This window comes from Paenibacillus sp. FSL K6-2862 (assembly GCF_038005125.1).
GTDB lineage: Bacteria > Bacillota > Bacilli > Paenibacillales > Paenibacillaceae > Paenibacillus > Paenibacillus illinoisensis_A.
The window spans coordinates 4,509,581-4,529,348 of the sequence record NZ_JBBOSN010000001.1; the positions used below are offsets into that span (position 1 = coordinate 4,509,581).

Annotated in this window: 22 protein-coding genes; 4 read left to right on the forward strand and 18 right to left on the reverse strand. The window is 47.2% G+C overall.

All coding sequences use genetic code 11. From position 1 onward, the window contains the following. Positions 1-10: 10 nt before the first annotated feature. From spoIIIAF to spoIIIAA, 6 genes are read right to left on the reverse strand one after another with little or no spacing between them, the layout of a single operon-like run. A complete protein-coding gene (spoIIIAF, locus tag MHB82_RS20350; protein ID WP_341175698.1) occupies positions 11-877 on the reverse strand; it encodes a stage III sporulation protein AF in 867 nt (288 codons plus the stop codon). 30 nt (positions 878-907) lie between these two features. Beyond that, on the reverse strand, positions 908-2,104 hold the full coding sequence (spoIIIAE, locus tag MHB82_RS20355) for a stage III sporulation protein AE (RefSeq protein WP_341175699.1): 1,197 nt from the start codon (positions 2,102-2,104) through the stop codon (positions 908-910). Positions 2,105-2,125: 21 nt separating this feature from the next. Further along, positions 2,126-2,515 carry a stage III sporulation protein AD gene (spoIIIAD, locus tag MHB82_RS20360; protein WP_095359283.1) on the reverse strand — a complete coding sequence of 130 codons (390 nt, stop codon included), beginning with the start codon at positions 2,513-2,515 and terminating at the stop codon, positions 2,126-2,128. A gap of 32 nt (positions 2,516-2,547) precedes the next feature. Then, positions 2,548-2,751, reverse strand: a complete 204-nt coding sequence (gene spoIIIAC, locus MHB82_RS20365) for a stage III sporulation protein AC (protein ID WP_017687585.1) — start codon at positions 2,749-2,751, stop codon at positions 2,548-2,550. A 29-nt stretch (positions 2,752-2,780) separates the two neighbouring features. Continuing rightward, complete coding sequence (spoIIIAB, locus tag MHB82_RS20370; RefSeq protein WP_095359284.1) at positions 2,781-3,299, reverse strand: stage III sporulation protein SpoIIIAB; 519 nt, start codon at positions 3,297-3,299, stop codon at positions 2,781-2,783. Next, entirely contained in the window at positions 3,292-4,296 is a 1,005-nt protein-coding gene (spoIIIAA, locus tag MHB82_RS20375; protein WP_341175700.1) for a stage III sporulation protein AA, read from the reverse strand. The genes spoIIIAB and spoIIIAA overlap by 8 nt, the downstream gene beginning before the upstream one ends. A gap of 265 nt (positions 4,297-4,561) precedes the next feature. On the opposite strand from spoIIIAA, the gene MHB82_RS20380 reads away from it, so the two are divergent. After that, a complete protein-coding gene (locus MHB82_RS20380) occupies positions 4,562-5,311 on the forward strand; it encodes a 2-phosphosulfolactate phosphatase (protein WP_341175701.1) in 750 nt (249 codons plus the stop codon). Between the two features lie 74 nt (positions 5,312-5,385). Here MHB82_RS20380 and MHB82_RS20385 read toward each other — a convergent pair whose 3' ends face one another. From MHB82_RS20385 to MHB82_RS20405, 5 genes are all read right to left on the reverse strand, one after another. Next, positions 5,386-6,639: an aspartate kinase gene (locus tag MHB82_RS20385; RefSeq protein ID WP_110759098.1), complete on the reverse strand. Its 1,254-nt coding sequence runs from the start codon at positions 6,637-6,639 to the stop codon at positions 5,386-5,388. A 190-nt stretch (positions 6,640-6,829) separates the two neighbouring features. Further along, positions 6,830-7,387 carry an elongation factor P gene (gene efp, locus MHB82_RS20390; RefSeq protein ID WP_024631007.1) on the reverse strand — a complete coding sequence of 186 codons (558 nt, stop codon included), beginning with the start codon at positions 7,385-7,387 and terminating at the stop codon, positions 6,830-6,832. Between the two features lie 313 nt (positions 7,388-7,700). Next, a complete protein-coding gene (locus MHB82_RS20395) occupies positions 7,701-8,774 on the reverse strand; it encodes a M24 family metallopeptidase (protein ID WP_095359288.1) in 1,074 nt (357 codons plus the stop codon). 39 nt (positions 8,775-8,813) lie between these two features. After that, entirely contained in the window at positions 8,814-9,257 is a 444-nt protein-coding gene (aroQ, locus tag MHB82_RS20400) for a type II 3-dehydroquinate dehydratase (RefSeq protein WP_095290410.1), read from the reverse strand. Positions 9,258-9,334: 77 nt separating this feature from the next. Next, entirely contained in the window at positions 9,335-9,910 is a 576-nt protein-coding gene (locus MHB82_RS20405) for a YqhR family membrane protein (RefSeq protein ID WP_341175702.1), read from the reverse strand. A gap of 212 nt (positions 9,911-10,122) precedes the next feature. Here MHB82_RS20405 and MHB82_RS20410 point away from each other — a divergent pair, with 212 nt between their 5' ends. Continuing rightward, complete coding sequence (locus MHB82_RS20410) at positions 10,123-11,115, forward strand: DUF1385 domain-containing protein (RefSeq protein ID WP_095290407.1); 993 nt, start codon at positions 10,123-10,125, stop codon at positions 11,113-11,115. A 5-nt stretch (positions 11,116-11,120) separates the two neighbouring features. Next, on the forward strand, positions 11,121-11,465 hold the full coding sequence (locus MHB82_RS20415) for a hypothetical protein (protein ID WP_095359290.1): 345 nt from the start codon (positions 11,121-11,123) through the stop codon (positions 11,463-11,465). A 58-nt stretch (positions 11,466-11,523) separates the two neighbouring features. Here the strand turns inward: MHB82_RS20415 and MHB82_RS20420 are convergent, their stop codons facing one another. The 3 genes from MHB82_RS20420 to mntR all read right to left on the reverse strand — a co-directional run bounded on the left by MHB82_RS20420 (position 11,524) and on the right by mntR (position 14,846). Continuing rightward, positions 11,524-12,522 (reverse strand): patatin-like phospholipase family protein, encoded by a 999-nt coding sequence (locus MHB82_RS20420; RefSeq protein ID WP_110759106.1) that lies wholly within the window; start codon positions 12,520-12,522, stop codon positions 11,524-11,526. 84 nt (positions 12,523-12,606) lie between these two features. Then, on the reverse strand, positions 12,607-14,205 hold the full coding sequence (locus MHB82_RS20425; protein ID WP_341175703.1) for a family 10 glycosylhydrolase: 1,599 nt from the start codon (positions 14,203-14,205) through the stop codon (positions 12,607-12,609). 212 nt (positions 14,206-14,417) lie between these two features. After that, the gene (gene mntR, locus MHB82_RS20430) at positions 14,418-14,846 is read right to left on the reverse strand and encodes a transcriptional regulator MntR (protein ID WP_095290400.1); all 429 of its coding nucleotides are present in this window, start codon (positions 14,844-14,846) and stop codon (positions 14,418-14,420) included. A 218-nt stretch (positions 14,847-15,064) separates the two neighbouring features. Between mntR and splB the strand changes: the two genes are divergently transcribed. Continuing rightward, positions 15,065-16,135, forward strand: a complete 1,071-nt coding sequence (splB, locus tag MHB82_RS20435; protein WP_341175704.1) for a spore photoproduct lyase — start codon at positions 15,065-15,067, stop codon at positions 16,133-16,135. Between the two features lie 145 nt (positions 16,136-16,280). Here the strand turns inward: splB and MHB82_RS20440 are convergent, their stop codons facing one another. The 4 genes from MHB82_RS20440 to MHB82_RS20455 are packed head-to-tail and all read right to left on the reverse strand — an operon-like array spanning position 16,281 to position 19,642. After that, positions 16,281-16,994, reverse strand: coding sequence for a cytochrome c biogenesis CcdA family protein (locus MHB82_RS20440; protein ID WP_341175705.1), 714 nt, complete (start codon positions 16,992-16,994; stop codon positions 16,281-16,283). Between the two features lie 47 nt (positions 16,995-17,041). After that, positions 17,042-17,845 (reverse strand): metal ABC transporter permease, encoded by an 804-nt coding sequence (locus MHB82_RS20445; RefSeq protein ID WP_095290395.1) that lies wholly within the window; start codon positions 17,843-17,845, stop codon positions 17,042-17,044. A gap of 46 nt (positions 17,846-17,891) precedes the next feature. Then, complete coding sequence (locus tag MHB82_RS20450; RefSeq protein WP_095359392.1) at positions 17,892-18,650, reverse strand: metal ABC transporter ATP-binding protein; 759 nt, start codon at positions 18,648-18,650, stop codon at positions 17,892-17,894. A gap of 56 nt (positions 18,651-18,706) precedes the next feature. Then, positions 18,707-19,642, reverse strand: coding sequence for a metal ABC transporter solute-binding protein, Zn/Mn family (locus MHB82_RS20455; protein ID WP_341176672.1), 936 nt, complete (start codon positions 19,640-19,642; stop codon positions 18,707-18,709). Positions 19,643-19,768 lie beyond the last annotated feature (126 nt).

The window sequence follows — 19,768 nt, forward strand, 5'->3', positions numbered from 1 at the left end:
CCTCCTTTTTTTACAACGCCTGAGCGCTTTTCTGTTCCTTCACCTGTACGTTGGTGGCATCAATATCCCACTTTTCGGTGAGTACTGTAATAATTTGGACAGCTCGCTCGGAGCGGGACGTCCCCTGTTCTTCTTGATCATTGCCTCCAGATGCTCCATTCACAGGTTCGGATACGGTCCCATTCGTTTCATCCTGGCCCAGAGAACCTTCATTGGCTGCGTATTGGTTAGCATTCTCTTTTCCCACCTCAATCTGTACTTCAGGCACCTCTACCTGTCCAATCTCGATTGGCTTCGGAGATGAAGCTGCTTCAGAAGAATCCCCAGCTTGTTCAGATCCAAACACCGGACTGGAGTTTACCCCTGTACCTTGCTGTTCAGCATCATTTCGCTTCCCACTCCCAGGAGGGGACATTTGCACGACGACACTTTTAATCACGGGCAGATCCCCTGCGGAAGAAGCTTCTGTATCGGCCTGGCGTTTGGGCATGACCAACTGGACTTCAACGGATTGAACCCGTTCTCCCGTCGTTTCCTCGATCTGCCCTTTCATCACACTCGCGAGTTCCCGTGCCGTCCACTGCAGGGATTGTTCCTGCTCATTCGATTGCAGCTGCCTGCCTTGAGCCAAGATCTGTTCCAGTGTGACATTCCCTTCCGATGGAGATTCCATGGCTGTCATGGCCCGCTTCAGTTCACCAACCGGATCACTCCGCAGCAGCTTGGTAATGGGAGACAGGAGCGTTAGGAGGATAAGGAGGCTCAGCACAAGCTTGACGTAACGCTCCATGGAGCGGTTGGGTAACAGCATATCCACGAATGTTGCCAGCAGTACGATCATGATCAATTCCCGGAGCCAAGTGCTCAGCCACCCCATCCTTCCAGCTCCTTTCCCGGGATCACCTGCTCATCTCATCATGATTGTCAGGTTGCCCGCAGTAAGCAGTATCGTAATTGCCAGAAAAAACATCAATCCCACGGCCGCCAGAGCTGCGAAGACATAAATCATCGATTTTCCGATGGCTTGCAGGCAACCAACGATCGGCGTATCACCTAACGGCTGCATGATAGCTCCCGTTATGTTGTAGATAAGGGCAAGTGTCAATATTTTCAGCGCAGGAAACGCACATAAAAACAGGATGATGATGACACCCGTTAGGCCAATGGCGTTTTTGACCAGCATGGAAGCCGTGATAACCGTGTCTGTTGCATCTGCAAATGTTCTTCCCACAATGGGGACAAAATTGCCTGCGATATACTTGGCGGCTTTGAGGCTTACGCCATCTGCAACGGAGCTTGAAGCCCCTTGTACTGAGATAACCCCGAGAAAAATCGTCAGTAGAATGCCGAGTAATGCAACGCTAATGTTGCGAAGCAGATCTGCCAGTTGAGTCAGCTTATATTTGTCTGATATTGAGCTGACAAGGTGCAGTACAGCCGAGAAAAATAATAGCGGAAATACAACGATGTGGATCAGCGTGCTGACCAGATGTATCATGAAAATGATCAGCGGATGCGTAACAGAAACAGTAATGATGTTTCCCATGGAAGCTAGTAGCGTGAACAGTAAGGGCACCATAGCCATCATGAAGTTGACCATACCTTCAATGGCTTCCTTGGCATATCCAATGGCTACGCTAAAGCTGTTAATCGCAATGACGATGATGACCATGTAACAGATGGAGTAAGCGATTTTACTTATGTTGTTTTTCTCAAATGCGGTCTGCAGTGTTTCCAAAATCATGCTCAGCACACTCAGCATCACAATGGTGACGAGCAGTTTGCCGTTATATAAAATCTCATGCAGCATGAAAGTGCCAATGGCCACAAACACTGATTTCAGACTGAATCCCTCATTGCCCGGGATAAGCATATCCATGAAAGACGGAGTCTTCCCATCCGGAAAAAAGCCACCATATTGCTGCATGAGCTGATCCCAATATTTCTCCACTTGATCCTTGGGAAGCTGATCGGCCTGCTGCTGCATCCATTCATCCGAGGGTGAGCTTGAGCCTGCTGCGACCTGTCCCATTATGGCAAACAGAAAACACAGCACCAGCACGATTGTAAGGCGCCATCGCTGCTTGTCTTGCATCATGTTCATTTGCTGTATGCATGCCTCCTTCTAGACCGGCATCAGCTTCATGACGGTTTCAATAATAATGCTGATGATCGGAATAGCGAGTACGAGGATTAATACCTTACCGGCAAGCTCAATCTTGGAAGCGATGCTCTCCTGCCCAGCATCTCTTACAATCTGAGCACCGAATTCGGCAATGTATGCTATACCAATAATTTTCAACACCGTTTTCAGATAGATATTTTCCATGCCTGAATTTTCGGCCAGCCGCTTGAGCACCTCAATCACAGCGCCAATTTTGCCGATGAGCAGCATGAAAATCACAATGCCTGTCGCAGCCGCAATCAGAAAGGCAAACATCGGCTTCTGTTCCTTAACGATGAGAATAAGAACTGTTGCAATCAGGGCTAGACCCACGACTTGGATAATTTCCACAGGTCACCACCATCCCGGCTTCATGACCGTTTTCATTGAAACAGAAAGATCGATTTGATCTCTTGCAGCAGGCTGTCCAGCATGCGAACAACCATAAACAATACAACGACAAATCCGATCACGGTCACCCAGTGCGCCATATCTTCCTTTCCCATTTGTTTCAGCACCGTATGAATCATCGCAATGATGATTCCGATGCCCGCAATTTGGAAAATTGCGTTCACTTCTAGATTCATGACCTTGGCACCTCACTATCGCGGCAATTTCAAAAGATCAGAATGACGATTAACGCTCCGACAAGCATCCCGAGACTGCGGCTCATCCGTTCGTATTTCATTTGATCGGCTTGAGCACGGGATTCCTCATGCATAAGTTGTTGAATGGCTAGCGAAATGTGTTTGGTCTGATCCTGACGGTCGCTGGTGCCAAGGCTGTAGCTTAATTGCAGCATGACTTCCCTCTCATCTGCTTTCATCGCTGATTTTCCCCATGCTTGTTCGATTCCGGACTGCAAACTCTCTCGTGCCGTGTGACCCAGCGGAGGCTCCATTTGCTTGGCTGCATGAAGAAACAGGGTTTTGACAGGCTCTCTGGTTTGAACTCCCATTTTCCCCATCGCATCGGGAAGTGGGGTCAGTCCGTAGTTGATCTCCGTCATCAACCGCTGCAGGGCAGCAATCAATTCTCGCAGCTGTCTAGGTCTGAGCGCATACTGTTTGGCACGGTAGAAACCCGCGAGTGTGCTGGCAAGCAGAATCATTACGGCACCCAGCATGTTAACCAAAGGCTTCACCTCCTGCCTCGGTCTGCTGAAGACCTCGCATTTTGCCATCGGCCACCTTAAAGCTCATGCCTCGGCTCGTCCGCTGCAGCTGAACATAACGCTGAAACATCTGTGCTCCGATTAAGGTGCGCAATGCAGGCCTGGAAGACAGCTCGGACAGATCCCGGCCGTGGGCAGTTGCAATAACCGAAACACCGGAATGCAGTGCCTCCATCACAGCTTCTGCATCTTCCGGCCGGCCGATCTCGTCCACAATTAGCACGTCTGGCGACATGGAACGAAGCATCATCATCATGCCTTCCGCCTTGGGACAACCATCCATGACATCGGTTCGTGGACCGATGTCAAACCCGGGTACACCTTTATAACTTCCGGCGATCTCGGACCGCTCATCCACAATGCCAACCTTAAGACGTGGGCGTAGCCCCTGAATCAGCTCACTGACACCTGTTAGCTTGGTTCCACTACTGATTTGTCTGGCCAAATCTCGCAGCAACGTCGTTTTTCCTTGCTGAGGCGGTGAGAGTATCAACGTGTGGAATACCTGTCCGCTCTTCAGATCCAACAGGTAGGGCAGGATTCGATCAGCTACCCCATGTACTTCACGAGCTACCCTGACGTTGAAACCATTAATATCACGCAAGTATTCCACTCGGCCGCCGCTGAGCACCGTTCTGCCGGCCAATCCAATTCGGTGGCCTCCCGGAATGGTGATGAATCCTTTGCGCAGTTCTTCTTCCAGCGTATAGAGCGAATGATTACTGATCAGATCCAGAAGCCGGTGTGTTACCTCTTTTTGAGGAATATAAGCTTCTTCAGGCTTCGCTGTCGTGCTGCCTTGTGCGGTAAGGAAATGATAGGCGTTCCCAGCATTGATCTCGAGCGGCCTTCCTTCGCGGATACGTACTTCCTCCACTTGTTCCAATATAGCGGGCGGCATCCTTCCCAGAATGGTTCGAATCGGTTCCGGAAAGAGATCCTTCCAGTTCACCTTCATGAATAGGCCCCTCCAACCCTAAAATCGTATTTACCGCGTATCGGGTGCTTGTTCCTATCTCAATTCTATGCCTGTACATTCAATTTATGACGCTGAAATCTATCATTTCTTTCAGAACAAGCCTGAGAGTCAAATATCATAGATCCAGGCTTCTTCTAGGCACCCGTCTATATCATCATGCATATAGTGCTTGCAGACAGGTGAAATCCATTCCGGAGGGAAGACGGTACTATCTATCCCCAAATGAAGAGAGGAGTTGTGGGGAGTGCAAGTCGACGTGGTAGGCAATGTGAATGAAGTTCGAAGAATCGATATCGCAGGGCGAAGTGCCGTTGTCATCGACGTGCTGCGTACAACAAGTACAATCATTACAGCCTTGGCCTATGATGCTGCGGGTGTCATCCCGGTGGAGACCGTTCCTCAAGCCAAACAGATGACCGTTAGAGATTCGATTCGCGGAGGGGAGCGTTTCAACAAAAAAATCGCTGGATTCGAGGTGGGTAATTCCCCCTATGAATATATGACGCAGGAGATCGCGGGTAAAACCGTGATCTTGACCACTACTGACGGGACACGTGCGTTGATCAAAGCTTCCAGGGCAAGACATGTGCTGGCGGGTTCATTTCTGAACGTGCAGGCTGTTGCAGCTGCTCTCTGCCTTCTTCGTAGAGACGTTCTGTTGTTATGTGCAGGAGATCAGGATGAATTCGCACTGGAAGATGGATTGTGTGCTGGATGCATTATTGAGGAGCTGTACCGTCAGTCCCATTACCCACTCAGAGTGAACGATCTTGGCAGGGTACTGCATCAGGCTGTTGCCCAGTGCGAGGACAATTTACCGGATCTTGTCCGTGTATCTACTGGTGCGAGGCGGCTTGACAAACTGGGTAGAATGCATGATGTCACCTACTGCTCCCAATTAAACGTGCTCGACTGTGTACCAGAGATGAGAGAAGATCATCGTATGGAATTGTTTCGGGGCTTAGAGGGAGAAAGGATTTCCAAATTGCTGTAAAGCATAAAAAAGGTGTTCTGTCGCCTGGATGGCGATACAGAACACCTTTTGTTTATTTATACATAGGCATCAAATTATCTGCGAACTTGTGGACCGCCAACGACTGCCTGCTCTGCCGTGTCGAGATCATACGCTGTGTGCAGTGCTTTGATCACATCATGAAGTTTGTCACCATCGATGACGCAAGATACCTTAATTTCGGATGTGCTGACCATTTTGATGCTCACACCTTGAGAAGAGATCACTTGGAACATTTTAGCTGCAACTCCTGGATGGCTGACCATGCCAGCACCCACGATAGATACTTTAACCAAATTATCTTCCGATGTGACTTCACGGTATGGCAAACGGCTGTGAAGGCCCTCTAGGACACGCAGCGCGTTCTCGCGATCAGACAGTGCCACCGAGAATGAGAAGTCTGCTTTACCGTCCATCACACCGCTTTGTACGATAATATCGACATCAATCTGTTCAGATGCAAGTGCACCAAACACCTCGGCAAGAACTCCCGGTACGTCCGGAACTCCCAAAATACTGATACGAGCCACATTTTTGTCATAGGCAATTCCGCTTACCACGACGCCTTGTTCCATTGCTGCTTCCTCCTTCACAACCGTTCCTTCATTATGGTTAAAGCTGGATCTTACAATCAAAGGCACACCGGAGTGCTTCGCGTATTCAACCGCACGCGGGTGCAGCACTGCAGCCCCCAGATTTGCAAGTTCCAACATTTCGTCATACGAAATTTCCTTAAGCTTGCGTGCGACTTTTACAATCCGGGGATCTGTCGAATAGATTCCGTCTACATCGGTATAGATCTCACACGCATCCGCCTTGATGGCTGCTGCCAGCGCTACTGCCGTTGTATCCGATCCACCGCGACCAAGTGTTGTAATTTCTCCATCTTCGGTCATGCCCTGGAATCCTGCAACGATTACAATATTGCCGTCAGCAAGCGCTTCATTCACACGTTCCGGATGGATATTATTAATTCTAGCTTTTCCATGTACCGGTTCAGTACGGAAGCCTGCTTGCCATCCGGTAAACGAAATTGCCTTACGTCCCAGTGCCTGAATAGCCATGGATAATAGTGAAATCGAGATCTGCTCTCCTGTGGTCAGCAGCATATCCATTTCCCGCGCAGGCAATTCACTGTTCAGCAGCTTCGCCTGATCAATCAGATCATCTGTCGTGTCTCCCATAGCCGAAACCACAACCACACACTGATGTCCTTCATCAGCTTTCTCTACAACACGTCCGGCTACACGCTTCATGCGTTCCGTATCTCCGACCGAGCTGCCCCCAAACTTCATGACGTACAATGACAACGCAAATCCACTCCCTACCTTGTGCAGTATGCATAATTATGTCCATCGCCATTATTCTCTCCGAAAAATGACTTTAACCCAGTATATTACGAAAGTGACTGATAGGCTAATCTTTTTTCGAAAAAACCCTCTGCCAAATCATTGGCAAAGGGTCGAAATCATTGTGTATTTTGCTTACACCCCATGAAAGTTACGCGCGGGAAGAGTATTTACCTTCACGAGTATCAATCAGCAGTACATCGCCTTCGTTGATGAACAATGGCACTTGTACGTTCAGGCCAGTTTCCACTTTAGCGTTTTTGGTAGCACCTTGAGCAGTGTTACCTTTTACGCTTGGCTCAGTCTCGATAACTTTCAACTCTACGCTTGTCGGCAGGTCAATACCGAGGATCTCACCTTGGTAGCTAACGATTTTTACGTTCATGTTTTCTTTCAGGAAGTTCAATTCCCATTCCAGTTGGTCACTTGTCAGTGTGAACTGATCGTATGTTTCGTTATCCATGAACGTGTGCTCTGTACCACTTGCATACAGGTAAGATACACCACGGTTTTCGATGATGGCACGGCCAATCGTTTCACCCGCACGGAATGTTTTTTCAACTGTGTTACCGTTACGCAGGTTTTTCAATTTGGAACGTACGAAGGCAGCACCTTTTCCTGGTTTTACGTGTTGAAAATCCAACACTGTGTAGATGTCATTGTCTACTTGTACCGTCAAACCTGTTTTAAAATCGTTTACTGAAATCACGAAAAATCCCTCCTGATATGGTTGAAAAGTAGGCGATATATGGCGATGAGTTATTTATAGGTGGGTTCATTGCTGAATTGCTAACCATGTGCTACGTGGCCGTTACGAGTTCGGATCGTTCCTCTGATCGCTGTTGTCTCCTCATTTTCTTAATTAGACTTTACTAAGGTTGAAAATGAGGAGACAAACGCGAACGCTTCGCTTCTTCAGAATCGATTCCGCCCCTTCACTACTTTCGCAATAATCCAGAACAATCAGCAATAATCTGTACCTACAAAATAAAAAACGTCTTATATCGCTAGTGGCTAGAATGTTAGCCGATAACGGTGAACTTCTTGTCCGACTTCGTTAAGATATGAATGCCTGTTTCCGTGATAACCACGTCATCCTCAATACGTACGCCGCCAAGTCCATCAATGTAGATTCCCGGTTCAACGGTTACCACCATGCCCGGTTTCAACACATCGTCACTTAGTTTGGACAAGCGCGGAGCTTCGTGGACTTCCATACCCAGGCCATGGCCTGTGCTGTGTCCGAATTGATCTCCATATCCGTATCCTGCAATGATATCACGTGCCAGCGCATCTGCTTCCCGTCCGGTCATGCCCGGTTTCAGGTTTTCAAGCGTATGTAACTGGGCTTCCAGTACAATATCATAAATTTTACGCAGCTCTGGTACAGGTGTACCCGTTGCAATCGTGCGTGTCAGATCTGAACAGTATCCGTCAAGCAATGCACCGAAGTCAAATGTAATTAGCTCATTTTGTCCGATGACCTTGCTGCTCGCTACGCCATGTGGCATTGCGGAACGTTCACCCGAGGCTACAATGGTGTCGAAGGAAGAGGATGTCGCTCCATGCTTGCGCATGAAAAACTCCATTTCCAAATCCACTTCACGCTCAGTCATGCCCGGTTTGGCAAACTGCAAAACGTGGCTAAACGTAGCATCAGCGAGATCAGCAGCTTTTTGCATTACAGCGATTTCATTCTCATCCTTGAAGATGCGAAGTTGTTCCACGATGCCGGATACAGCTTTCAATTCAATAGATTGAAGTGCTTCAGCATAAGCGGAGTGCGTGCCAAATGTGACCGTATCCTGCTCGAAGCCAACCTCTTTGATGTTTGCTGATGCCAGCAGTTCCCGCACCGATTCCATCGGTTTTGGTCCATGCTCCACAACGGTAAATCCTTTTGCTTGCTGCGGTGCCTGTGTCATATAACGAAAATCAGTCAGCAGATAGGCTTCCTGTTCCGTAATCAGCACATATCCTGCTGACCCTGTAAAGCCCGTCATGTAACGACGGTTGATCGGGTTCGTAATCAGCATTGCGGTGAGTTCGCGCTCACGCATGGCCTCACGCAACTTATTTACTCGTTTGTTTTCCATCGGTAACCCTTCTTTCTCTCACATTCCCGGGTCCCCGGCTCAGGTTTGTTTGTCCAGATGACGCACGAGAGCCAGCAGCCCCAGTTCATAGCTTACTTCGCCAAATCCGGCAATCTGCCCGATTGTTTCTGCAGCAATCACTGAATGATGTCTGAAAGCTTCACGTGCATGAATGTTGGATAGATGTACTTCCACGGTAGGCACTTTTACTGCATTAATCGCATCACGTATAGCATAGCTGTAATGGGTGAACGCTCCGGCATTCAGCATGATTCCGTCTGCATCGTCCATCGCTGCATGAATACGATCAATGATGTCTCCTTCGTGGTTGGATTGATAAAAAGCGATGGAGACGCCAAGCTCCTCAGCCTGTCTGCGAATCTTGTCCTCAATATCCTTCAGACTAAGCGTTCCATAGATGCCAGGTTCACGTATACCGAGCATGTTCAGGTTCGGGCCATTGATCACAACAATCCGTTTCATAGCTGCTCCATCCTTTCTGCAAATAACCATCTGCTATTTTAACACAGCCATTGCCGGATTGAGAAGCTTTTTTGCGGCTATGCTCCCGCTTTCTCGGGCTCGCGTTTCCGTTCATCCGTGTACTCCATGGCTACGGTATAGCCGATAAACAGCCCCCACAGCAAAAAGAAGCAAAATTCAGTGATAATGGAATCCCAAGTTAGACGGTTTATCGGCTTCACCATGTCCAGTTTGGGCCCAACCAGTACAAAGATGATAAGCCACCAAACGATCCCGTAACCAATACCGGGCAAGGGACCCTTCCATTTTCTCAGTGTATATGTGTATATCAGTGCAGCCACAATGGAAAACACAATAAAAAACAACCAGCCTGTCAGATGCCCTGCAGCGGTATAGATGTACTCATGTTTGAAAAAGGGTTCTGCCAAAAAGCCTAACGGGACGATACTGAAGTGAAGCAGGTAGTTTAGCCAATGTATGCCTCCCCATATAAAACCTGCAAAGAAACCAAGCTCCACAGCAAAGGGGAACGGCTTGGTATAATAATGCTGCCCCTGGCGCTGTTTCGAGCGTGTGCCCTTGTTCGCATGACTTTTCACATCCCCATGCTTCGAATCCACATGAGATGCGTGTCTATCCGTATATTCTGCCATCTATATTCTCCTTTGCCTCGGTCTTCTGTGCGCGCTAAAACCAGATTTCAATCATTCTCTACCGGGTAGTATGTTCAGAACAGGACAAACTTAACAACAACATCTCAAGGTTTGTCCCTGAAACTAGAAATCGGTCTCAAAATTCGATACAATAGGGATATCAAACTACCTTTGAACCAGAGGGTATAGAACAGAATAGGAAGGTGAATAATTTGCCTCAACAATCCAAGCCTGTCAGCTACGGGGGGCAAGCTGTCATTGAAGGCGTAATGTTTGGCGGTAAACATGTCAACGTTACAGCTGTTCGAAGAAAAGACGGCGAAATTACGTATCTGGAAGTTCCCAAGCAAGACAAGACCTGGGTCATGAAATTGCGGCGGATTCCGTTACTGCGCGGGATTGTCAGCATTATAGATTCAAGTGTCAAAGGAAGCAAACATCTTAATTATTCTGCTGACGCTTATGCTGATGATGAACTCGAACCTGAAGAGAAGGCGAAACAAAAAGAAAAAGAAGGTTCCGGCTGGAGCCTTAGCATGATTATTGGTGTTACCGCGGTAGCCATTCTATCTTTCCTTTTTGGTAAAATTGTGCTCACGCTGCTTCCTGTCGTCATTGAGAATTTTTTGTTTAAAAATGCATTCGACAATCAGTTTTTGCATAATTTACTGGAAGGCGGCATTAAGCTGATTCTGCTACTTGCCTACCTATGGCTGATCTCACAGACGCCAATGATTAAACGACTATTCCAATACCACGGGGCGGAGCATAAGGTCATTAGTGCTCATGAAGCCGGTGAGGAACTTACACCTGAGAATGTTCAGAAATACAGCCGACTGCACTACCGCTGTGGAAGCAGCTTTATCATGCTTACGGTGATTATCGGTGTTTTCCTGTACTCCCTTTTCACCTACGACAACCTTTGGGAACGGATGGGACAGCGCTTGCTGTTATTGCCTGTTGTCCTCGGGATTTCATTCGAACTATTGAAGCTCACCAACTCGGTGCGTGACATTCCCGTACTGCGTTATCTCGGATACCCTGGACTTTGGCTGCAATTGCTCACTACCAAAGAGCCAACCAACGAACAGGTGGAAGTGTCCATCGCTTCATTTAACCGCATGCGTGAACTGGATGCCAAGCTTGCCAATGTATCAGCTACGTCCGAAGTACCTGTTGCAACACTCGATCCTGTGAAAGGGTGATTGATATGAACAAGCAGGCGGTCATGACTATCGTTTTTTGGGCGGCCATTGCTCTTGCTGCATTTGGAATAATAAGCACACTTGGAGACAGAGGAATACTCGGATTTATTATACCTCTTGTAGTACTCGGTGGTATATTCTTGCTCTATAAGTTCCCACCCAAGCGTTGGGCTCGCAAAACCAAGCCTAAGATCAAACCTTCAGCACGTACCATGGCTAAAATGAAGGCTCAATCCGGGTCCGGAGTAAGAAAAAGCAGCGGTTCCTCCAAAAAACGGAAAGATTATCCCTTTCATGTCATTCAAGGAAATAAGGGAAAAAGCGATGACGATATTCCCAAGTTTCACTAGTTCTTATCTGCAAAGTAAAAAGCACTGCTTCGTAACATGAAGCAGTGCTTTTATTTGGTTATACTGGCGTTAAAGTCGGCGTTTGAGTTTTTTTCCGCTCTTCTCTTTTTTGTTTATCCAACTGCTCACCATAGAACTTTGTGTTCCATCGACTGAAATACTCCGTACCTGCTGCAACACCCGATAAGTATAATGCAGTACTCTCCTGCACGGACAGATTAAACTGTGTTGGCTTAACGCCAAGGGTTGGTATTTTAATCGTTCGGAAACGGTTAATCTGCTCAATATATCGCTCATCATGCGCTGTGAGCATCGTCTCAACCAATGCCTGAAGCATGCTTAAAGGACCTTTGATTCTGCTAGGCTCCCCCTCCGTCTTGCCAACCAACTTGAAACCAATCGTGGGAATGATGTCTCCATCGCGCGCTGTTCGTTCCCCGTCAAACAGCCATAAGGGAAAATTGCTAAGCAATCCTCCGTCCACGACATACACGAACTGATCGGGAAAACGCATGCCTTTGGACATCACAGGCGATCTACGTATAGCCACCGGATCGAAAAAATAGGGAATACTGCAGCTCATTCTTACAGCCTTGGCTACTTCGAACTTATTAGGATCAATACCGAAACGCCGTATATCATCTGGGAGTACCAGTATAGTCCCGTTCGAGATATCCGATGCAGTAATCAGAAGCTTACCTGGTGGCAGGTCTGCGAATGTTCGGATTCCTTTTTGCTTGAGCATGTTCCCAATCCATGATTCAAGTGCTTCACCCGAATATAAACCTTTTTTCAAAAACAGCCTTGCTGCTGGTCCAATCCAGCGTATATCGAATATAGGTGAACGCCGCAGCAATGAGGCAAATGGCGTATTCTCAATGATGGATTTCATCTCTTCTGCGCGATATCCTGCGGCAATCAATGAAGCTACAATCGATCCGGAGGACGTCCCTGCAACACGATTGAACTGGACTCCATAGTCCTGTGCACTCTGCACGGCACCTGCAAGCGAAATCCCCTTTACGCCTCCGCCTTCAAACACCCCATTGATTAACATATTAAAAAACCCCCGTTCTCCAGGCAGTCCATTCCTACTGCCACTCTATGAGAACGAGGGTTGGTCATATTACGCTAAAATGAACTAAAGTCCATAATATGCTTTTAATTTCGCAATCAAGCCCAGCGGATTCTTCGTCAAATACTGCGAGCTAAAGTAAATGTCGCCTTTGATCGTATCGTATTTCTCATTGTACACGAGCTGATCAATAATTTCCTGGGAAGTCTGCCAGCCTATTTCAGGCGTACCCAGCTTGTAAGGCGAGTGCCCAATATACAGCTTAACGTCGGTATTAGCGACTTCGTTTGCCCACCAGTCCACCACTTTGTCATAGCGTGCTGCACTTAACGTCATGCTCCAGTATACTTGCGGTGCAACATAGTCAATCCACTCCTGTTTGATCCATGTACGCACGTCCGCATTCATGCTGTCATAGGCAGTTACTCCCGCTTTGGTATCGGAACCTGTGATATCGACAGCTTTATTGCGCCATACACCAAAAGGGCTGATTCCATACTCTACACCCGCTTTTACTTGGTGGATGCTCTCACCCAGCTGTTTAACAAACTGATTGATGTTATCCCGTCTCCATTCGGCACGGTCTTTGGTATTCAATGTGTTGTAGGCCTTAAAGGCAGCGTCATCGTTAAACGTTACGTTAGAAGGATAAAAGTAATCGTCGAGGTGAACACCATCAATATCATATTGCTTTACCACTTCCATAATGGTATCGATGATATGCTGTCTGGCTTCCGGAATTCCTGGATTAATATAAAGTTTACCAGATGCATTCACGATCCAATCCGGATGCAATTTGGACACATGATTGGCAGCAAGTCCGGTTGTGCTCGCCGAGTTGGTTGCCCGGAACGGGTTAAACCAGGCATGGAACTCCAGACCGCGTTTGTGAGCCTCCTCAATCATGAAGGCAAGAGGGTCGTATCCTGGATCCTTGCCCTGAGTCCCTGTTAGCACACTATTCCATGGTACAAGACCTGAAGGATAGATGGCGTCTGCATTGGCTCGAACCTGAACAAATACGGCATTGATTCCCATGCTTTTGAGTGTATCCAGCTGTTGAGTGTACTCCAGCTTCTGCTTTTCCACGTTGCCTTTGGCACTGGAGGAAGGCCAATCACCGTTCACTGTTGAGATCCATGCACCACGCATATCATCCGTGCTTGGCGTACTGCCTGTTCCTCCGGGATTTGCCGGGGTAGCCGGGTCTGGCGTAGGAGCGTCTGATGTCGTCAATCGAATCGTCTGTTCTGCCTGATTCCAATTCACTGTAATTCCAAGGTTTTCACTAACGAATCGAATCGGAACCATAACACGGCCCTTCTTCAATTCAACCGATGCATCCAAATCGACTGCGATACCATCTACCGTCGCTTGCTGGCGTCCACTAGTCATGGTGATGACTGATTCGGATTTCTTGATCGTTACGGTTCTCGGAGCTTGTGACCAAAGGACGGACGCTCCCAATCCTTCACTAATTACACGCAGCGGAACCATCGTCACATTCACTTTGGGCAAAATGTAGGGTGATACGTCGGATTCCAAACGTTGACCATCCAGATAAATATCAATCTCTTTTTGTGAAGCAGCCTGCGCACTCAACCCAGCTGTTTGTAAACCCAGCACGAAAATGAGCAGCAGGATCAAACCATTACGAAACTTCATCAGTACAATCCTCCATCATCATTAAAATTCTCGGCAAATTCTGCTAGTTTAATAGACGCTCCAAAGGATTGGTTAGTTGCGATAATTCACCAAATTATGGACAACAAAAAAAACAGAGGGTCTCTCTCTGCCATTTACAATGACAAAGATACACCCTCTGTTTTTTGAAAGTTTAAGCTCTTAAAGACCTCTGTGAATGGCCCTGTGCTGCCTCAGGATTCGGTATTGCTCATGAGTTCCTGAATATTTTGCAGATCACGCAATCGGCTCTCGTCCTGACGGAAATATTCTACCAGAGACTCGATACAGGTAATGGAGTCCCAACTTAGATGATGTTCGATTCCTTCCACATCCTTGTAGATATTCTCTTCCTGGACACCGATCGTCGTTAAAAATTGTTCAAGCAGATGATGGCGTTCCATTAAACGTTTCCCCATCTTTTTCCCTTTTGGAGTAAGTACCAACCCACGGTACTTTTCGTAAATCAGGTACTCGTCTTTGTCCAGCTTTTGGATCATCTTGGTCACCGATGAAGGATGCACTTCCAATCCTTCAGCTATATCTGACACACGAGCATAGCCCTTTTCATCAATCAATTTGTATATACGCTCCAAATAATCTTCCATACTGGGCGTTGGCATCTGCTTCCCTCTCTTCTCTCTGACCGGCAATATTCTTGCCTGATCCCTATCTTATAATGATACATGTTATCAATACGCATTGGCAAGTCTTGTACGAATCAATCGCTATGTCGTTTGTAACACATGGGCACTTCTGATCCGGTACGCAAGTATTGGCAAGGTTGACTCCTACCCATGTGAGGCAAACTAAGCGAGTTCCTATTGAAAGGAGTGATTCCGTGAGTACAAGTGTAGCGCAGCCCCCGGTTCGCAAAGCAAAAGGTACTAAACCCTTTATTCCCGATTTGGTCTATTTTGAACCCGGTGCGCTGGAATATGAGAAGGGCAAGCGAATCATGGAATGGGTGACATCCAAAGAAATTCCATACCAGATGACGACTTCCCATAACCGGATCACCAATCTGCCTGGTGAAACAGAGCAGGAAAAATACCGGATGGCGAAGCGAACCCTGGTCGTAGGTGTGCGCAAAACACTCAAATTTGATCAGTCCAAACCTTCCGCTGAATATGCGATCCCCATCTCAACAGGATGCATGGGCCATTGTCATTATTGTTATCTTCAAACCACGCTTGGAGCCAAGCCCTATGTCAGGGTGTATGTAAACACCGAAGAGATCATTCAGGCGGCCAAAGGCTATATCGAGGAACGGGCACCTGAAATCACCCGATTTGAAGCAGCCTGTACTTCCGATCCGGTAGGACTCGAGCATATTACTGAAAATTTGGGTGATCTGATCCGTTTTATGGCGGATGAGGAATACGGACGTTTGCGCTTTGTAACGAAATATCATCACGTGGACCCATTATTGAATATCAAACATAACGGTCATACCCGCATCCGGTTCAGTGTGAATTCGGATTATGTCATCAAGAACTTTGAGCCTGCTACCTCAAGGTTTGAAGAACGTATTGAAGCCGCAGGCAAAATAGCGCATGCGGGGTACCCGTTAGGGTTTATCATCGCCCCCATCATGTGGTATGACGGATGGCAGGAAGGATACGCGGAGCTTTTACAGAAGCTTGCCGACACGCTTCCGGAAGATGCCACGAAGGATCTTACATTTGAAATGATTCAGCATCGATTTACCAAAACGGCTAAAGCTACCATTGAGAAACGCTACCCCAAAACTAAACTCGAAATGGACATCGAGAAAAGAAAGATGAAATGGGGACGTTGGGGACAATATAAATATGTGTACAAGGATGACCAGCAGGATGCACTGCGTGAATTCATCACGGAGCAAATTTTTGAACACTTCCCGTTAGCGAACATCGATTACTTCACCTAACGCACATAAGTACTGACATCATATCCACGGTAGTGGCGATCAAAAAAGCAGGTTACATGGGACAGAATGTACTCTGGCCTTCATGTAGCCTGCTTTGCTTATTTTCATACGTTAAATAGATAAATGGCTTTAACTGATACGCTGCTCAAATAATCATCCAATCGGGTGTAATTTGCTGCAGCCATATGGTGATTTTGGTCATTTGATCCGTGAATAGCAGTACACCCAAAAACAGCATGATTGCTCCCCCGGCTTTCATCATCACATTGGAATATCGTAAGATCCAACGTGTTGAACCGATGAAGAAAGCAAGGATAAAGAAAGGTAATGCGAATCCAGCCGTATAGCCAGTGATCAAGGCTAGCCAGGTCGTCGGTTCACTCGCAGCCATCGCGATGATTGCTGTCAGGATGGGACCGATACACGGCGACCAGCCTGCGGAGAAACCAATCCCGAAAATAAAAGAACCCAGGTATCCTGCTGGCTTCCACTTCAGGTCCATCTTACGTTCTTTCATCAGAAATTGCGGTTTGAATACCCCTAGCAGGAATAAACCCATGAGCATAATTAAAATGGCAGATAACTGACGGATCAAATCACGGTTATCATTGAAAAATTGTCCAAACAATCCAGCTCCAAGTCCAAGCGAGTAAAAAACTGCCGAGAATCCCAAAATAAACGCCAGCGTGTGTGTTAACGTTTTAAACCGAACTTCACGCTGATTGCGATCGTCTTTTAACCTTTGTACTGTCATTCCCGTAATGTAGGATAAATACGAAGGGTACAGTGGAAGACAACATGGTGATATAAATGAAGCCAATCCTGCGACAAAAGCCAGCCACACATTAACATCAGGCATGAAGCGGTGGTCTCCCTTCCCTGGGGCTCACTTGCACGCGTATTTCTTCAGGCTCGGAACCCTTTTTTTCCAATCATCGTAAGAATCAGCATCATGATAAGCAATAATACAATCGTTGCTCCTGGAGCCAAATTCCAAATTCCTGCTACCACTAGACCAATGACTACTGCAATCTCCCCGATAACAACCGAGAGAATAATGGCTGACTTGAAACTGCGGGCCATAAGCAAACTTACGGCTACAGGTATGGTCAATAGTGCTGACACCAGCAGTGCCCCCACGATCTTAATCGCAGTACTAATCACCAGAGCCGTCATCACCGTAATCAGCATGTTAAGCAATTTTACAGGCAGACCTGTAACTGCCGCAGCGTCTTCCTCAAAACTGAGCAGGAAAAACTCCTTATGTAGCAGCGCAACAACGATGACTACAATCAGCGTTACCACTCCAACCAACTTCAAGTCGGTAGAGTCCAGTGTATAAATGCTGCCGAACAAGTAACTCATTACATCCGTATTGTACCCTTTACCTAGTGTAAAGAACAACGAAGCAAGCGCGACGCCACCTGACATGATAATAGCAATGGATAACTCGGCATAAGTCTTATATGCCTTGCGCAGCTTCTCTATGGCAAAGGATGCGAGCACAGCAAAGACAAGTCCCACTGCAATCGGATAAACCTCAATCAAAAAACCGAGGGCAACCCCGGCTATTGTTACGTGAGATAGGGTATCCCCGATCATGGACAAACGCCGCAGCACCAGAAACAGTCCAATCAGTGGAGCTGTAATACCGATCAGCAATCCTCCTGCCAGTGCACGCTGAAAAAAATCACTCATTAAAATCTCCAAAACACACGACTCCTTCAGCCTTGTCTAATCTAGTTGTACAATATCATTATCGTACCAGGGCAGTAGTATGCTGCAAATTGGTCTCGGCACAATCCTCCACCTCATGCGAATGACGAACATGAAAGTTGATTTTCCCGTTGGTTGTTGCCGCTTCTGAACCAAGATAGTTCTCCATCCGGTCCATATCATGTGAAACCATCAGGAACGTCATCCGGTGGTGTTCATGCATATGGGTAATGAGCTCAAAGAAACTTGCTTGAGACTCGGCGTCAATCCCCACTGTAGGTTCGTCCAAAATCAACAAATCCGGATGATTGATAAGCGCACGCGCCAAAAACACACGCTGCTGCTGTCCTCCGGACAATTGTCCAATCCGTTTGTTTGCCAGATCCTCGATACGCATAACCTCCAGTGCATCCGTGCACTGCTGCTGCGATTTGCGCGTCATCCGGCGGAACATATTCTTATTGTTGTACAAGCCAGACATGACCACTTCCCGCACGGTTGCAGGGAACAATGGGTTAAATGCATTTTTTTGCGGGACATAGCCGATCCGTTCCCAATCCTTGAATCTGCGAATCGACTGTCCGAACAATTTGATATCCCCCTGCGCTGGAGGCAACAGTCCCACCAACATGCGCAGCAGTGTCGTTTTTCCCGCTCCATTTGAACCGATAATACCAACAAAATCCCGTTCCTTGACCATAAAATCAAGATTTTCGATCACTCGCTGGTCACCGTAAGAGAAAGATAACTTCTCAATCTCAATGATTGGATCATGACATAGTGGCATGATTTGCTGCATGGCAAAGCCGCCCTTCATTATATATAAGGATTGCAAAACGAATCCTTCAGTCTATCTTATTTTAATGCGATCAGCAGATTTTGCAAATTTTTCTCCATCAGGGTGAAATAATCATCCCCACCTGCTGCCTGTTCCTTGGTAAGCCCTTCAACCGGATTCAGCACCATCGTTTCCACACCGGCTTCGCCAGCGAGTGTTTTGGCCAATTTGTCGGAGACCAGCTCTTCGAAGAAAATATACTTGATGCCCTCTTCCTTCACAAGCTTGGACAGATTCACAATATCCTGACCTGTTGGTTCGGCATCCGGGGATAGCCCCATGATGGCATGCTGGGTCAAACCATAATCACGTGCAAGATATCCAAATGCTTGATGGGACACTACAATTTCTTTATTGGAGACTTTGGATAATTCATCCGTAAAGCGCTGATCGAGCGCTTCGAGTTTGGTCCGAAGTTCCTCATAGCGCTGTTCGTAACCATCCTGATGATCAGGATCTACTTCGACCAGACTATTTTTGATATTTTCGGCCATCACGATAGCCGACTTGGGACTTACCCATGTGTGAGGATCCACGTGATGGTCTGCAACGTCCTCTGTGCCTTCTTCTTCCGCGTGTTCGTCTTCATGCTCTTCTCCATGATTATGCCCATCATCACCTTCAGCCGTCAGCAAGCTCACTCCATCACTTACAGCCACAGACTTCACTTGGGTATCGCTGTTAAGGGACTTAAGAAAGTTAGGTACCCATCCTTCAAGGCCTGCACCATTGTATAGGAACAATTGTGCTTTGGAGGTGTTTACAATGTCCTGGCTCTTTGGCGTCCAGTCATGGGGTTCAACGCCGGTTGGCAGCAAATTAATAACGTTTGCGTCTTCACCGCCGATGGCCGTTGTAAATGCATACACAGGATAAAAACTCGTGATCACATTCACTTTGCCTTCCTCGATCTTCGCACTTTCCGAATTACTTTGTCCGCACGCAGACAACATGAGCAAACTGAGAATAAGCAAGCTGCTCCATAACCATTTCGTTCTGGTTTGGCCACGTTTGCTTGTATGCTGTATCCGGGTACCCCTGGTTTGAGTTGTTTCATTATACCATTTCACTATTACTTC

Coding starts and splice junctions, on each gene's coding strand:
- spoIIIAF (WP_341175698.1), bottom strand. CDS start 877: ATGGGGTGGCTGAGCACTTGGCTCCGGGAATTGATCATGATCGTACTG.
- spoIIIAE (WP_341175699.1), bottom strand. CDS start 2,104: ATGAACATGATGCAAGACAAGCAGCGATGGCGCCTTACAATCGTGCTG.
- spoIIIAC (WP_017687585.1), bottom strand. CDS start 2,751: ATGAATCTAGAAGTGAACGCAATTTTCCAAATTGCGGGCATCGGAATC.
- spoIIIAA (WP_341175700.1), bottom strand. CDS start 4,296: ATGAAGGTGAACTGGAAGGATCTCTTTCCGGAACCGATTCGAACCATT.
- MHB82_RS20395 (WP_095359288.1), bottom strand. CDS start 8,774: ATGGAAAACAAACGAGTAAATAAGTTGCGTGAGGCCATGCGTGAGCGC.
- aroQ (WP_095290410.1), bottom strand. CDS start 9,257: ATGAAACGGATTGTTGTGATCAATGGCCCGAACCTGAACATGCTCGGT.
- MHB82_RS20405 (WP_341175702.1), bottom strand. CDS start 9,910: ATGGCAGAATATACGGATAGACACGCATCTCATGTGGATTCGAAGCAT.
- MHB82_RS20415 (WP_095359290.1), top strand. CDS start 11,121: ATGAACAAGCAGGCGGTCATGACTATCGTTTTTTGGGCGGCCATTGCT.
- MHB82_RS20420 (WP_110759106.1), bottom strand. CDS start 12,522: ATGTTAATCAATGGGGTGTTTGAAGGCGGAGGCGTAAAGGGGATTTCG.
- MHB82_RS20425 (WP_341175703.1), bottom strand. CDS start 14,205: ATGAAGTTTCGTAATGGTTTGATCCTGCTGCTCATTTTCGTGCTGGGT.
- mntR (WP_095290400.1), bottom strand. CDS start 14,846: ATGCCAACGCCCAGTATGGAAGATTATTTGGAGCGTATATACAAATTG.
- MHB82_RS20440 (WP_341175705.1), bottom strand. CDS start 16,994: ATGCCTGATGTTAATGTGTGGCTGGCTTTTGTCGCAGGATTGGCTTCA.
- MHB82_RS20450 (WP_095359392.1), bottom strand. CDS start 18,650: ATGCAGCAAATCATGCCACTATGTCATGATCCAATCATTGAGATTGAG.
- MHB82_RS20455 (WP_341176672.1), bottom strand. CDS start 19,642: ATGTTGTCTGCGTGCGGACAAAGTAATTCGGAAAGTGCGAAGATCGAG.